The sequence below is a fragment of the Phaeobacter sp. JH20_29 genome (genome assembly GCF_048056175.1).
In the GTDB taxonomy this organism is placed as follows: domain Bacteria; phylum Pseudomonadota; class Alphaproteobacteria; order Rhodobacterales; family Rhodobacteraceae; genus Phaeobacter; species Phaeobacter bryozoorum.
Map to the genome: position 1 here is coordinate 460,248 of NZ_JAYMWO010000018.1, position 14,212 is coordinate 474,459.

Annotated in this window: 16 protein-coding genes and 1 tRNA gene; 12 read left to right on the forward strand and 5 right to left on the reverse strand. The window is 62.8% G+C overall.

The window, feature by feature from the left end:
* The first annotated feature begins 21 nt into the window (after window positions 1-21).
* From VWZ85_RS17125 to ribD, 4 genes are all read left to right on the forward strand, one after another.
* The gene (locus VWZ85_RS17125) at window positions 22-513 is read left to right on the forward strand and encodes a hypothetical protein (RefSeq protein ID WP_416589265.1); all 492 of its coding nucleotides are present in this window, start codon (window positions 22-24) and stop codon (window positions 511-513) included.
* A 34-nt stretch (window positions 514-547) separates the two neighbouring features.
* Window positions 548-964: a secondary thiamine-phosphate synthase enzyme YjbQ gene (locus VWZ85_RS17130; RefSeq protein ID WP_416540467.1), complete on the forward strand. Its 417-nt coding sequence runs from the start codon at window positions 548-550 to the stop codon at window positions 962-964.
* 120 nt (window positions 965-1,084) lie between these two features.
* Window positions 1,085-1,552, forward strand: coding sequence for a transcriptional regulator NrdR (gene nrdR, locus VWZ85_RS17135; RefSeq protein ID WP_340544979.1), 468 nt, complete (start codon window positions 1,085-1,087; stop codon window positions 1,550-1,552).
* A gap of 38 nt (window positions 1,553-1,590) precedes the next feature.
* Window positions 1,591-2,667 (forward strand): bifunctional diaminohydroxyphosphoribosylaminopyrimidine deaminase/5-amino-6-(5-phosphoribosylamino)uracil reductase RibD, encoded by a 1,077-nt coding sequence (gene ribD, locus VWZ85_RS17140; RefSeq protein WP_416534818.1) that lies wholly within the window; start codon window positions 1,591-1,593, stop codon window positions 2,665-2,667.
* 20 nt (window positions 2,668-2,687) lie between these two features.
* Here the strand turns inward: ribD and VWZ85_RS17145 are convergent, their stop codons facing one another.
* The 3 genes from VWZ85_RS17145 to VWZ85_RS17155 all read right to left on the reverse strand — a co-directional run bounded on the left by VWZ85_RS17145 (window position 2,688) and on the right by VWZ85_RS17155 (window position 7,248).
* Window positions 2,688-4,718 carry a capsular polysaccharide biosynthesis protein gene (locus tag VWZ85_RS17145; protein ID WP_416589267.1) on the reverse strand — a complete coding sequence of 677 codons (2,031 nt, stop codon included), beginning with the start codon at window positions 4,716-4,718 and terminating at the stop codon, window positions 2,688-2,690.
* A gap of 4 nt (window positions 4,719-4,722) precedes the next feature.
* Window positions 4,723-5,859 (reverse strand): polysaccharide biosynthesis/export family protein, encoded by a 1,137-nt coding sequence (locus tag VWZ85_RS17150; RefSeq protein WP_340544981.1) that lies wholly within the window; start codon window positions 5,857-5,859, stop codon window positions 4,723-4,725.
* Window positions 5,860-5,955: 96 nt separating this feature from the next.
* Window positions 5,956-7,248, reverse strand: coding sequence for a capsule biosynthesis protein (locus VWZ85_RS17155; protein ID WP_416589268.1), 1,293 nt, complete (start codon window positions 7,246-7,248; stop codon window positions 5,956-5,958).
* A gap of 254 nt (window positions 7,249-7,502) precedes the next feature.
* Between VWZ85_RS17155 and VWZ85_RS17160 the strand changes: the two genes are divergently transcribed.
* From VWZ85_RS17160 to VWZ85_RS17185, 6 genes are all read left to right on the forward strand, one after another.
* A complete protein-coding gene (locus VWZ85_RS17160; protein ID WP_340544983.1) occupies window positions 7,503-8,096 on the forward strand; it encodes a riboflavin synthase in 594 nt (197 codons plus the stop codon).
* 427 nt (window positions 8,097-8,523) lie between these two features.
* Window positions 8,524-9,645: a 3,4-dihydroxy-2-butanone-4-phosphate synthase gene (gene ribB, locus VWZ85_RS17165; protein WP_416534810.1), complete on the forward strand. Its 1,122-nt coding sequence runs from the start codon at window positions 8,524-8,526 to the stop codon at window positions 9,643-9,645.
* Between the two features lies 1 nt (window position 9,646).
* Entirely contained in the window at window positions 9,647-10,198 is a 552-nt protein-coding gene (locus VWZ85_RS17170) for a 6,7-dimethyl-8-ribityllumazine synthase (protein WP_340544985.1), read from the forward strand.
* Entirely contained in the window at window positions 10,195-10,686 is a 492-nt protein-coding gene (nusB, locus tag VWZ85_RS17175; protein ID WP_416538353.1) for a transcription antitermination factor NusB, read from the forward strand. Before VWZ85_RS17170 ends, nusB begins: the two co-directional genes overlap by 4 nt.
* 237 nt (window positions 10,687-10,923) lie before the next feature.
* Window positions 10,924-11,253 carry a hypothetical protein gene (locus VWZ85_RS17180; RefSeq protein WP_416589386.1) on the forward strand — a complete coding sequence of 110 codons (330 nt, stop codon included), beginning with the start codon at window positions 10,924-10,926 and terminating at the stop codon, window positions 11,251-11,253.
* Window positions 11,254-11,700: 447 nt separating this feature from the next.
* Complete coding sequence (locus VWZ85_RS17185; protein ID WP_416589269.1) at window positions 11,701-12,171, forward strand: MmcB family DNA repair protein; 471 nt, start codon at window positions 11,701-11,703, stop codon at window positions 12,169-12,171.
* 63 nt (window positions 12,172-12,234) lie between these two features.
* Here VWZ85_RS17185 and VWZ85_RS17190 read toward each other — a convergent pair whose 3' ends face one another.
* Window positions 12,235-12,423 carry a DUF6324 family protein gene (locus VWZ85_RS17190; protein WP_340544989.1) on the reverse strand — a complete coding sequence of 63 codons (189 nt, stop codon included), beginning with the start codon at window positions 12,421-12,423 and terminating at the stop codon, window positions 12,235-12,237.
* Between the two features lie 204 nt (window positions 12,424-12,627).
* Between VWZ85_RS17190 and VWZ85_RS17195 the strand changes: the two genes are divergently transcribed.
* Window positions 12,628-12,704: transfer RNA gene (locus VWZ85_RS17195), tRNA-His, on the forward strand.
* Between the two features lie 116 nt (window positions 12,705-12,820).
* Here the strand turns inward: VWZ85_RS17195 and VWZ85_RS17200 are convergent.
* A complete protein-coding gene (locus VWZ85_RS17200) occupies window positions 12,821-13,135 on the reverse strand; it encodes a DUF6476 family protein (protein WP_416538355.1) in 315 nt (104 codons plus the stop codon).
* Here VWZ85_RS17200 and VWZ85_RS17205 point away from each other — a divergent pair.
* Window positions 13,134-14,168, forward strand: a complete 1,035-nt coding sequence (locus tag VWZ85_RS17205) for an RluA family pseudouridine synthase (protein ID WP_416538356.1) — start codon at window positions 13,134-13,136, stop codon at window positions 14,166-14,168. The two genes, VWZ85_RS17200 and VWZ85_RS17205, sit on opposite strands and share 2 nt — an antisense overlap.
* Window positions 14,169-14,212 lie beyond the last annotated feature (44 nt).

Below are 14,212 nucleotides of genomic sequence, written 5' to 3' on the forward strand. Positions count from 1 at the left end.
TCGCAATCGGCGAGGTTCATCATGACCGGCTTTCCCAGTTTCAAATCCCGCAGAGCGCGTCAGATCTCCAGGGGCCGTTGGGCTGGACCACGCCGGACGGCACTCGCCGTTTTGGGTGTTGGGCTTGGCCTTCTGGTCCTGGCGGTGCCGGCATCCGCCTTTCGTGCGATTAACCGGCTGGAGGTCGTGCCCGTGGGGGCGAGTCAGTTTGAGGTGATCGGACGGGCCGGGGCGCTGAAATCCGACTACTGGTGTGCCGCCGGAGACTATGTGCGCAAATCGCTCGGACTGCCCTGGCAGACAAAGATCTACGCCGTCGACGGCATCGGGGCCAGCAGCACCACCGGTGCACGTTCCGCCGTGCGGTTCACCTTGGATCCGGCCGCCGCCGGGGTGATGCCATTCACCGGCAACTGGACCGGTGATATCCTGACGCCCGGCTATGCGTTTCGTGCCAATGCGGCCTATGGCAAATGCGAAGACTGGATTTTCCCCTTTCGCAGCCGTAACTGATAGCCGGGCAGAAGTTTGGGCATCGAGGTGATCCATGCAGGCAGAGTTCACCGTCTCCACCCGCGGGCAGGGGCTGTATGAAATCACCGATCAGATCGTAGACTGGGTATCGCGCGCACACTGCGACGCCGGGCTGCTGACGCTTTTTGTGCGGCACACCTCCTGTTCGCTGCTGATCCAGGAAAACGCCGATCCGGAGGTGCAGGGCGATCTCCTCGCTTATCTGTCGCGTCTGGTGCCGCCCGCGTCCGATCCGTCGATGGCCTATCTGCGCCACACCTATGAGGGGCCAGACGATATGCCTGCCCATATCAAGGCGGCGATCCTGCCTGTCAGCCTGTCGATCCCGGTGACCGCCGGGCGGCCTGCCTTGGGCACCTGGCAGGGCATCTACCTGTTCGAGCATCGCGACGCAGCGCACAGCCGCAGGGTGATCGCGCATTTGGTTTAAGCCCCGGCATCTTGTGGTCTTAATTCACCTCTACCCAAACCCTAGAGGCTGCCATATAGTTGTGGATAAGGGCGCAGCGGCGTCCGGTTGACCGGCGGACTGGAACAGGGGGGACAGCTGATGCGCTGCCCGTTTTGCGGAAATATCGACACCCAAGTAAAGGACTCGCGCCCTGCTGAGGATCACGTTTCGATCCGGCGGCGGCGGTTCTGCCCGGCCTGTGGTGGCCGCTTCACCACCTATGAGCGGGTGCAGCTGCGTGACCTCGTGGTGATCAAGACCAATGGCAAACGTGAAGATTTCGACCGCGACAAGCTGGAGCGCTCGATCCGCATTTCCATGCAGAAACGCCCGATTGAACCGGAACGCATAGATCAGATGATCTCGGGCATCGTGCGGCGCTTGGAGAGCATGGGTGAGACCGATATCCCGTCCAAGAAGATCGGTGAAATCGTGATGGAGGCGCTGGCCCGTATAGATACCGTGGCCTACGTCCGCTTTGCCAGTGTTTACAAGAACTTTCAGGCGGCGGATGATTTTGAGGATTTCGTTCACGAGCTGCGCCCGCCGGAGGCGCCGGAAGAGTGAACGCCTCCGGACGGATGCGGGCTGGGGATACGCGCTATATGTTGCTGGCCCTGTCGCTGGGACGACGGGGGCAGGGGCAATGCTGGCCGAACCCGGCTGTCGGCTGTGTGATCGTGCGCAAAGGCCGCATTGTCGGCCGGGGCTGGACCCAGCCGGGGGGGCGCCCTCATGCGGAGACCGAGGCATTGCGCCAGGCCGGTGCACTGGCGCGCGGCGCTACCGCCTATGTCTCGCTGGAACCCTGTTCCCATACCGGTAAGACACCTCCCTGTGCTCAGGCCCTGATCGACGCTGGCGTGGCGCGGGTGGTGGCAGCCATGGAAGATAGTGATCCACGGGTTTCAGGCCACGGGTTTGCGATGCTGCGCGATGCCGGTATCGAGGTCACCACCGGGGTGTGCTCGGACGCGGCGGCGCGGGATCATGCCGGGTTTTTTCTGAAGACGGAACAAGGCCGCCCCTTTGTAACGCTGAAGCTTGCGAGCAGCTTTGATGGCCGTATTGCCACCGCTGCGGGCGAGAGCAAATGGATCACCGGACCCGAGGCCCGCCGTGCCGTCCACGCGATGCGGGCACGCCATGATGCGGTGATGGTGGGTGGTGGGACTGCCCGTGCGGATGACCCGTCACTGACCGTGCGGGATCTTGGGGTGAGCCGTCAGCCCGTGCGGGTGGTGATTTCGCGACATCTCGACCTGCCGCTGATGGGGCAGCTGGCACGCAGTGCACGCAATATCCCGGTCTGGATCTGCCATGGGACCGGCGCCGATGCTGAGCGCCTGCGCGCCTGGGAAGGGTTGGGCGCGCGGTTGCTGCCCTGCGCCGCAGAGGGTCAGCAGCTGGATGCGGCTGATGTCTTGCAGCAGCTGGGGCAGGCGGGTCTGACACGCGTCTTCTGCGAAGGCGGCAGCGCGCTTGCAGCCTCGCTTCTGGCGCAGGATTTGGTGGATGAGCTGATTGGCTTCACTGCCGGGCTGGCCATCGGGGGTGATGGTCTGTCCTCAATTGGCAGCATGGGCCTAAAGGGTTTGGCCGATGCGCCGCGCTTTGATCTGATCGACATGCGTCCCGTTGGGGCAGATATCCAGCACCGTTGGGCCCGTTCACTGGGCTAGGTCGCCCTAGTAGCGGCAGCCTAGCGCCAGAGATGCGCATAGGTGGAGAATAGCCCCTGAAGCTTTGCCAGGGTCCGGGTGGCGGTGCCCGGGGCAGGAATATCGCCCTTCGCCAGCCGCTCCACCACCAGTTCGACCTGACAGGGCAGGCCGCTGACCGGATCCACATAGCGCGGATAATCAATCAGGGCGGCATGGACCAACCCCATCAGGGAGGGGCGGGCCTGCCGTCGGGCAACGGGCACCGCGCCGAGATCCCGGGTCAGCCCCCAGCCCGCATAGAACGGCGCGCCAACCGTGGTCACCTTGACCCCACGCAGCAGCGCTTCAAAGCCCAGAAGCGAGGTCATCGTCCAGACCTCATGCACCATGTCAAGAAGCGCCATCGGGTCACTGTCGGGCACGACCACATCCGCCAGCCCCTCGGCGGCGATGCTGCCGTCGCGCAGCCCGGCCTCCACATCCGGGTGCGGCTTGTAGATCAGCACGGCGTCCGGGTTGGCCGCACGGGCCGCCCGCAGCAGGTCGGCATTGGTTGCGATTTTCTCACATCCCAGACGGACCGAGGCATCATCTGCCACCTGTCCGACCACGAGAATGCGGTGCCCCTCGGGCAGGTTTGGGACCGTTCCGCCGAGGTTGTATTTCGACAGGCTGTCCTGCACCAGCCGCCGGGTCAGGTTCTCGGCGCGCTGTTGCTGCTGGGCGGTCAGGGTCGCGCGGGCGGCGATCAGGTCTTCCAGGTCGCTGGGCTGATGCGGATCGTAGTAGATACCCTGCCGGTCGACGACCAGCGACAGTGGCGGCACCAGCGCCGCCCCCAGCCCGCGGGACCGCAGAAACCCGTCCTCGACACGATGGGCGCCCGGAGATTGCCCGGTCCCGGTGCGCCCGGCCCAGATCATCCAGTTGCGCCCGCTGGCGCGCGCGACCTTGGGGCTGTCGCTAAACCGCAGACGTCGGTAGCGGCCAAAGAACTGTTGCAGCGGCCGTCGTTTCCACAGCCGCATTCCTGAGGCGATCCAGCCTGCGCGATCCTGCTGCCAAGCGCTGGCTTCGGCCTCCAGCGCGTCGATCACCTCCTCCAGCTCGCAGAGCCGGTCGTGATAGGGGCTATACCAGGCCGGATAGAGGATCATCGCCGCCGCAAACAGCTGCGCGCGGGTCAGGCGGCGCTGGCGCCGGGTGATCGGGAATTCATCCTCGCTGAGGCCCCAGCCCGCGTAGAAGGGCTGACCAAAAACGCGGGGTTTGTGACCGCAGAGGATCGCCTCGAACCCCATCTGCGAAGACACGGTATAAACGGCGATGGCGCCCTCCAGCAGCGCCCAGGGCGAGACCGGCGCATCAAGGATCTCGACCCGTCTCTGCGCGTCTGCGGCGGTATAGTAACCGGGGCGATGGCCTGCGCGGTCCTCCGGATGGGATTTGATGATGATGCGGGCGCCGGGATGTTCGTCCTGCGCATAGTAAAGCATCTCCTGAAAGCGCGCGTGATCGGTTCCTTCATGAGGGGTGGATGCGCGGACGGAGGCGTCGCCGCGGGCCTGATCAATCACCAGAACATAACCCGGTTCCGGCACCGGCGCGTTTGGCGAATAGGCGTTGTATTTGCTCAGATGGGCGTCCTGTAGCCGGGCAATCGCGCGCCGGGCGCGGCGCATCAGCGCGCTGTCATCCAGCGGGTGCGTGGCCAGCAGCTGCTCCAGATCCGAGGGGGTGGCGGGATCGAAATGCAACCCTGACCGGTCGAGCAGCAAGCCCAGCGGCGGCTCTCCCTCACGGCCGGGATAGATCGAGCGCAGAAACGCGTCTTCGACCCGCAGCAGGCCACAGCCCTGTGCCGCCGCCACGGCCAGACCACGATGAGCGGTATCGGCATTGCCCCAGACCGCGACAAGATCCTCTGCCGTCGGCTTGCCCAGCCGCAGGTCATAGCCCGCCAGTGACAGGATGCGCCGCAGCCGCCGCTGGCGCAGGAAACCGGCGTTGAAATAGTAAAGCCGGGAGCGAATGCCCCCGGCCCTTGTCGTCGGGTCTGTTCCCGTCATGTCATCAGCCGCCGCTGGCCAAACTTTCGACGCTGGCGATTGGCGCCAGCGGGCTGGCCAGAAGCGAGATGGTCTTGGTCCACTGGGCGTAGGGTGCCTCGGTCACATAGAGCGTGTCGGCATCGCGGATCACGAAGTCGCGCGCCACGAACAACCCGTTGGGCTTGGTCAGGTTCAGCACGTAGACCAGCCGCTGCGCCCCGATCAGATCGTTGCGCCCGAGCACCTGATTGGCGATTTCCGCAGGCTCATTGCGCAAGACGAAGACGCCTGTCGGATCTGATGCGGTGGAGACCAGACCGCCGACCTGGGCGATGGCCTCAAGTGCGGACAGGTTCTGGCTTTCAAACGGGACACGCGCCTGCGCGCTGGTTGCGCCCAAAGCAGTAAAGGAGCGACTGTCCTCTTCCACCAGGATCTTGTCACCGCCGCGCAGGGCGATGTCCAGCTCGGGGTGTTTGAACAGATCCTGGAACCAGATGGTGCCGCGCTCCGCACCACGAATAACGGTGATCTGGGCGTTTTCCGGCTCAATCGCGACGCCGCCGGCGCGGGCCAGCATGGTGGCCAGCGTCCGTGTCGGACGTTCGATCGCGTAAACCCCCTGTCCTCCGACAGCCCCGGTCAGGCTGACAGTGGCGCCATCGCCTGCGAGGCGGCGGACCTGAACCTGCGGGTCGGGGGTCTGATCTTCGAGTTTCTTGGTGATGGTGCGGCGCAGCTGATCCGGCGTATTGCCTGAGGCGCGCAGCCGACCGGCATAGGGCACGAAGATAAAGCCGGCGCTGTCGACCTGCACCTCTTCCAGCACCGTGGCATTGGTGGCCTCTGCCGCCAAGAGCCCGTCATCGACGTTTTCCCAGACGGTGAGGCCCAGAACGTCACCGGGGCGGATCACGTCGGAGGTCAGCTGACCGGCGCTGCGGAAGCTTTCGGAAAAGCCAAGCGCCGGGACAACGGCGGTGGCGCGGGTCACGCGATCATTGACCGATACAATGAAGGCATCGCCTTCTTTTTGCACGGAACCGGCATAGATCTGACGCTTGTTCGGGCCGACCTGGGGCAGGCCGCAGGATGCTGCCAGCGTGACTGCGGCCAGAATCGCAACCGGGCGCGCCCATTGCAAGGGAACGGTTTTCACTGCTCGGTCTCCTCGACCTATTATTGTTCTGCCTCAAGTTTTAAGGCCAAGCTAGCGCAGTGTTTTGGAAAAATCCAGCCTTGGAGGTCTGGCTCGTCAGTTCACCACACGCAACTGTTGCCGCGGTGCCGCTGTCCCCTGGATCAGCGCCTGATAGGGGTCCTCCGGCGCCAGCATCATATCCACCACCTGCCGCAGCAGCTGGCGGCGGCCCTTGCGGGAATAGAAGCCACCGGGGAGCTGCGAGGTTTCCAGAAGATAGCGGCGATAATCCTTATAGGCGCGATTGTCCGGTCGTGCGGGCGCAGCAAAGAACTCCGGCAGGGGTTGGGTGGAGACAAATTCGGGCTTGTCGTAGACCGCCCTGCCAAACACCTTCAGCGGGATGCCGCGCCAGAGTACCTGCTGGCCGGCCGTTGAATTCACTGTGACCGCCGTGCGGGCCTCGTTCAGGAGGGCGGCGAGCTTGCCGCCACGCACGTAGTGGACGCGCTGTTCCAGCCCGTAGTGTTTTGCCAGCTGGCGCACTGCGCGCCGGATCGGAACACGGCCATCTTCCAGCGGATGCGCCTTGACCACCAGATGGTGATGGCGCGGCGCGCCCTCGGCAAAGCCCTGGAACACCTCGGTCAGGAAATCCGTGAGGCTGGCAAAGGGGGAATGCTCCTGAAAGGCGCTGTCATGTTCCAGTTGCAGCAGGGCCAGATGATAGGGAAAGCCGCCGTTGCGGATGCGCCGGGTCGCCAATCGGCGTTCCTGCGCCTGAATTGGCATCAGCAGCAGGCGGCGCAGATAGAGCTGAAATTCGCGGGTGACCGGCAGCGCCCGATGCGGGCGGAACTGGCGGTACCCCTGATTGAGCAGCATGACACAGCCGTGGTAAAGCGCGCCGTAGAAGACATGTTGCCGGGTATCGCCCCAATGTGAAGGGGGCAGCGGCGCCTCCATATCGGAGAGCGCAAGCGCTGCGGTCATTTGCTCCACGGGCATGTCCATCAGCCGCGAGTTGCCGTTGGAGCCGTCCCGCTCATAGGTGACCCAATAGGGGCGCAGATAGCCTTCCTCGAAGACATGTACGCGGATGCCGCGGCTCCGCGCGATGCTCACCGCTTTGGCGTGGATCGGGCGGGTATCGCCGTAGAGCACCAGATCGGTGATCTTCTTGTCGTCCAGCATCGTGTCCAGATGGGCGGGCCAATCCTGTGGGGCGCCGCGATAGGGCAGGTAGCTGGCCCGGTCGCGCCAGAACGCCTGATCGCCGGCGTTGAACCCCACCCGCCACACGTCTGAGCCCGCAGCCTGCAACATCTCTGCCAGGCTGGCAAAGAACGGGCCATGAGGCCCTTGCAGAAACAAAAAGCAGCGTTGTGGATGGTCGGTCTTGTGCATAATGGGCCGAATATATCCCGATTGTACAAACAATGGCTTAACCCCTAATCGGATTTAACCATCTTTCCGCGCAAGGGTAGGCTGGCGCGGCTGGGCGAGGCAAGCCCAGTGGCGGCCTGTTCTGCGCCACAGGGGGCCGGGCGCGCCTATCCGGCAACAGCGGGGCTTGCCGCGCGGCGGTCCAATGGCTACCAGAGAGGCGCCGGCCGACCAAGACGGCCATAACCGCATATGCAACCTGCAGGAGCCCGCCCATGTTCACAGGCATCGTCACCGATATCGGCATCATCACCGAGCTGGAGCAGCAGGGAGACCTGCGGGCGCGGATCAAGACCGGCTATGACACTGCAACCATCGACATCGGGGCCTCGATCGCCTCTGACGGTGTCTGCCTGACGGTGATCGCACTGGGGGAGGATTGGTATGATGTGCAGATCTCTGCCGAGACCGTGTCCAAGACCAATATCGGCGGCAACGGCTGGACTCTGGGCAAGCGCGTCAATCTGGAACGCGCGCTGAAGGTCGGTGATGAGCTGGGCGGCCATATCGTGTCGGGGCATGTCGATGGCGTGGCCGAGGTGGTGGATCTCCGCGATGAAGGGGACAGCACCCGCGTGACTCTGCGCGCGCCACAGGAGCTGGCGCGCTTTATCGCGCCAAAGGGATCGGTGGCGCTGAATGGCACCTCGCTGACTGTGAACGATGTCGACGGATGTGATTTCGGCATCAACTTCATCCCGCACACCAAGGAAGTGACGACCTGGGGAGATGTCGCGATTGGCGATGCGGTGAATCTTGAGATCGACACGCTGGCCCGTTACGTGGCCCGGCTGAACGAGCAGGGCTGAGCCTCTTTCACGCGCGCCCCCGTGCAATCTGGGGCTGTCTGCCTGGGGCGTCGCAAAAGGCTCCCGCCCCCGTTCCCCGGCATCGCGGATGCCGTCTCAGGCGTTGGGCGTGGCGCGCCGCAGGGGCGGCGCGCGTCAGCGATCTCCCGCGACGAGGGGAGCTGATCTTGCGGCGTAGTTTGACCTTTGTCGTGGCTGCGTCGTGCCTGTGCAAGGGGCCATCTGCCGCCGCAACCGCTGCCCCTGAAACAGCCTCTGACAGGGGAACGCGCCACCGCGACGCCGCGTCCGGAACATGGGCTGCCGCAAGCGGGGCTGGTATTTACGCTGCGGCTGGTCTATCCCGCTGGGGTATCCACGGCCTTGCTCGGGGTTGTGGAGGTCGCACTGACCATTGTCCACGACTGCCCACCGAAAGGTTGCCTGAATGAGCTTTGAAACACCGGGGCCGATTGAAGCCCAGTTGCGTGACGCAATCAGCCCTATTGAAGAGATCATCGAAGAGGCCCGTCAGGGGCGGATGTTCATCCTGGTCGATCACGAGGACCGCGAAAACGAGGGCGATCTGGTGATTGCCGCCGAATTTGCGGATGCTGCGGCGATCAACTTTATGGCGACTCACGGACGCGGTCTGATCTGTCTTCCGATGACGGCGGAGCGGGTCGATGCGCTGGGGCTGCCGATGATGGCGGTGAACAATTCTTCGCGCCATGAAACAGCTTTCACCGTGTCGATCGAAGCCCGCGAAGGTGTCTCGACCGGGATTTCCGCTGCCGACCGTGCACTGACCGTGGCGGCGGCCATTGACGAGAGCAACACGATGGCCGCGCTGGCGACACCGGGGCATGTGTTTCCGCTGCGGGCCAAACGCGGCGGTGTGCTGGTGCGCGCAGGCCATACCGAGGCGGCGGTTGATATCTCTCGTCTGGCTGGTCTGAACCCCTCGGGCGTGATCTGCGAGATCATGAATGAGGATGGCACCATGTCGCGGCTGCCGGAGCTGGTCGATTTTGCCCGGACGCACGGGCTTAAAATCGGCACCATCAGTGATCTGATTGCCTACCGCGCGCGCAACGACAATCTGGTGGTGGAGACCTCGCGCAAGACCGTCACGTCTGAAATCGGTGGCGATTGGGAACTGCGCCTGTTTACCGACCAGACCCACGGCATTGAACATGTGGTGATGACCAAGGGCGATATCACCACCCCTGAACCGGTCCTGACCCGCACCCATGCGCTGCATGAGGCAACGGATCTTCTGGGACTTGGTCCCAAACCGGGCCGGCAGCTGCCGCGCGCGATGGAACTGATCGCGGCCGAGGGGCGCGGCGTCGTCTGCCTGTTCCGCGAGCCGCGCAATTCGCTCTATGCGCAGGACGACGAAGGCCCGCGCACCATCAAGCAGACCGGGCTGGGCGCGCAGATCCTGTCCAAAATGGGTCTGCATGAGCTTGTATTGCTGACGGATTCGCCCTCGACCACCTATGTTGGACTAGACGCCTACGGCCTGAGCATCGTTGGCACCAAACCTCTTCTGAAGGACGCTTGATATGGCTGCACATGAAACTCACTATACGCTGGACCGTCCGACATTCGACAAACCGGTCAAGCTGCTGATCGTGGTCGCGCCTTATTACAAGGATATCGCCGACAATCTGGTGGCCGGCGCCCAGGCCGAGATCGAAGCCGTCGGCGGCACCTGCGAACTGATCGAAGTGCCGGGTGCGCTGGAGGTGCCGACCGCGATCGCGATTGCCGACCGCAGCTCTAACTTCGACGGCTACGTGGCTCTGGGCTGCGTGATCCGTGGCGAAACAACCCATTATGAAACCGTCTGCAACGACAGCAGCCGCGCGATTCAGTTGATGGGGCTACAGGGGCTGTGCATCGGCAATGGCATCCTGACGGTGGAAAACCGCAAGCAGGCGGAGGTCCGCGCCGATGTGAACGATCAGAACAAAGGTGGCGGTGCTGCGGCTGCGGCCTTGCATCTGATCGCGCTGACGCGTAAATGGGGCGCCCAAACCAAGGGAGTCGGCTTCAAAGCCCCTTCCGAGGCCATCAGACTGGCCGACTCAGACAATGGACCCACCACCGTATGACCACTTCGGAAAGCCAGGGCGCCGCTCGCAAGGGCAGCGACAAGCATAAAATGAAATCAGCGTCCCGGCTCTATGCCGTGCAGGCGCTGTTTCAGATGGAACATAGCAACCTGTCTTTCGACAAGGTCATCGTCGAATTTGAGGACCACCGTTTTGGGGCGGTCTACGAAGGCGATGAGATGGCAGAGGGCGATCCGAAAAGCTTTCGCAAGCTGATCGAGGGCGCAGTCAATAATCAGGCCAAGATCGACCAGATGACGGACCGCGCACTGGTGGCCAAATGGCCGATTGCACGGATCGACCCGACGCTGCGCGCCCTGTTCCGGGCCGCGGGTTCTGAGATGCTGGCAGGCAAGACACCGCCCAAGGTGGTGATCAATGAGTTCGTGGACATCGCGCGGGCCTTCTTTCCAGAGGGCAAGGAGCCGAAATTCGTGAATGCCGTTCTGGACCATATGGCGCGTGAGGCATGCCCCGAAGCCTTCTGACCAGGGCAATCTGACTGGGGCCTTCTGACCGGGGCTTGCGACAGGCGCCAGCTGCTGTGGCGCAATGAGGATCGAGAAGCGTGCCCGATGGGCGCGCTTTTTTCGTCTGCCGCCGGGCTGCCAGAACATTGCCGTAAAATGCTGGTCGACATGCGTCAAATCCCGCCGATCCGGCAATTGCCGCTGGACCATGTCGCAAAGAGTGCTACCGTTTTGGCCGAAGCAGGAGGGTATGCCATGCCAGAGCTGGTGAGTCTTTATATTCGCAACGTGGTGATCGGCTTTGCCATTGCCGCAGCCTTTGTCGGGCTGCTGTTGTGGTTCAACGTGATGAACCTCTGGCATCTGGTCAGCACATCGGACAGTGGCGTTCTGGCGGTTGCGATCCTGTGGTTCATGAACGGTATCGTTTTTGCCGGGGTGCAGTTCGGCTATGCGGTGATGTCGCTGGCGCAGAAAGAAGACACCCCGCGCGGCGGGATGCGGATCACCCCCGATATGCACTCTGAGATGGTCCCGGTGCGCGTTCCGGCCAAGAAAGCCTTTCGGCAGCTGCCGCGCCGCTGATCCGCAGATCTGGACGCAAAACGTCCAGATCAGCAAGCCCTCAGCCAGCCGTGCCCCTCAGGCGCGGCTTTTCTTTTGTCAGCCAGAACAGTGGTGGAATGCGGCGGGACCACCAGGCAACCGTGCGGTTATGATTCCCGAGGACCTGTATGTACAGGTGGGCGCCAGGTAAAAGGACCAGGGTCCAAACAGAGCCAGCTCCCTCGGAATTGCTTAAGGCCACTGGAATGCTACCTGTCACGAGAAGGGCAGAACCCGCCTCCGTTCTAACTAGGCGTCGGGGCAGGCAGAGACAAGGGGCGTCCGCCGTCTTTTCGACATGGCCCTCTCACCGTGGCGGATGTGGCATGGCCGCAGGCTGTCTTGATGCAATATCTGACCAGTGCGTTTGCAAGGTGCCTGCGCCATGGCCTTGTCATTTGTTCATGAATTGTTCACATTGACCCCATGATGCAAGATCTTGCCCCCGGTCAGCGCCTCGCGCGTGGTGTGGCCCGCCATATGGCGGCGCTTGGTTTTGTCACGGTCGAAGAATTCGTTCCCGCCCGTGGTCTGCGGGTCGATGTCATGGCGCTTGGCCCCAAGGGTGAGCTATGGGTGGTCGAGTGCAAATCCAGCCGCGCCGACTATCAGTCCGACAACAAATGGCGGGGCTATCTTGAATGGTGTGATCGCTATTTCTGGGCGGTGGATCTGGCGTTTCCGAATGAGCTGTTGCCTGACGACAGCGGTTTGATCATCGCCGATGACTATGACGCCGAGATCATCCGCATGGCGCCGGAACAGAAACTGCCCGCCGCCCGTCGCAAGAAACTGATTCAGAAATTCGCAATGGACGCCGCCAGCCGCCTGCATCGGCTGCGCGACCCGAGACCGGGCGCGGATGGGATATGGGACAGCGAGGCGCACGGCTCCTGATTGCTGGCGGCGCGTCGGTTGGCAGGGCGGGCGCGTCAGCCCGCCGCCGGGTGTTCGTGAGGCTCAGGTATCGAGGCTGCGCGCTGCCTGGGCTGCGGCCATGATTTCTTCGGCGATTTCATTGGCCTCATCCGGATCAAAATCCATCGGGATTTCGATCCCGTCGGCTTCGATGAAGATGCGGACCATGCCTGCGTCGGTGGGGCCGATCTGCATATTGGCTTCGATGTCGCGCTCGGTGTTGATGCTCATGCGGCACTCCTGTCATGGGGCTTGCGGTGACGGGTTCTGCTAGCCTGCTGCCACTGTAATGGCAAGCACTCGCGGCTTCCAGATGGACCTCGCGGGCGGGGCAGAAGATCGCAAGCGTGACGGCAAATCTCTTCACATTCGGGGTAAAAAACTTGCCGCTTGCCTCTTGCGCTCTCATCGCCCCTGTATTAAATCGCCCTCAGTGCCGCCTTAGCTCAGTTGGTTAGAGCGCCTGATTGTGGATCAGGAGGTCCCCCGTTCGAGCCGGGGAGGTGGTACCACCCTTCAGCTGATATTGATATGACCACATCGGACCGCCAGAGGCACGACGCCTGTTTTCATGTCGGTAATTCAGCGGCTTACCCTGTGTCAGCTTGCATGAACGAGCCGGTGAAGATCAGTCGCTGACCGGTTGGATCGCCACGCGTTGTTCGATTGCGCCGCTCAGATTGTTCAGGATCAGGATCTCATCCCCATCGGTGACCACAGCAATCCAGCCGTCGCCAAAGGTCACGGCGCGCGCGCTGACCCCCGCTGGCAGCGTCACCGTTTCGGGCAGCTTTGGACCTGACGCAGACAAACGGATGACAAGCAGGGTCAGAACCACTAAGAACCCGCAAATCATGATCACCGTCAATGTGGTCACCATCCGCCGCAGGAACACCAGCTGGGGCGGTTCACTTTGAATATCTGTCTCAGAAGGATGTGTCATGGCCCGCCGCCGGATCGAGTTTGTCATCGCGGAAAACCCGCCTAAACGGCTTGATAAAGCGGTTTCGCGTGATGTGCCAGAGGAAGCCACCCTGTCGCGCACCCGTCTGGCGCGGCTGATCGAGGCTGGGCAGCTGCAGGTCAATGGCACGGTCGTGACCGACCCCAAGGCCAAGATCGAGGAAGGTGCGCTGATCGAGATCACCGTGGAAGAGGCCGAGGACAGCCACATCGGCCCCGAGGATATCCCGCTTGAGGTGATCTATGAGGATGACGATCTGATCGTTGTCAACAAACCCGCAGGCATGGTTGTCCATCCCGCCCCCGGAACACCATCGGGCACGCTGGTCAACGCATTGCTGCACCATTGCGGCGATAACCTCTCCGGCGTTGGTGGCGTCAAACGCCCTGGCATCGTGCACCGCATCGACAAGGAGACCAGCGGGCTGCTGGTGGTCGCGAAATCCGATGTCGCCCATCAGGGTTTGGCCGCTCAATTCGAGAAACATACGGTCGAACGCTATTACCGCGCTATCTGTTATGGTGTGCCGGATGCCAATGATCCGCGCCTGCGCGGGGTAAAGGGGACGAGCTTTGAACCCGGCAATATCCTCAAACTGACCACACAGCTCGCGCGCCATAGAACCGACCGGCAGCGGCAGGCGGTGCTGTTCCAGGGCGGCCGCCATGCTGTCACCCGTGCCCGTATCGTCGACAGCTACGGCACGCCGCCGGTGGTGGCGCTGATCGAATGCTGGCTGGAAACCGGCCGTACCCATCAGATCCGGGTGCATATGGCCCATGCAGGCCATGGGCTGGTCGGCGATCCGGTCTATGGCGGCAAGCGCAAACTTGCCGCAAAATCGCTGCCCGAGGCCACTGCGGCGGCCATCCAGTCATTCCCGCGTCAGGCACTGCATGCTGCGGTTCTGGGCTTTGTCCATCCTGTCACCGGTGACGACATGCGATTTGAAGCGCCGGTACCAGAAGATATGACAGATCTGCTGCAAATGTTAGCAACGCCTGCGGAATAATCACGCCAGCGATCAGCGAGCTCCTGATTTATTGCAGAAAAACC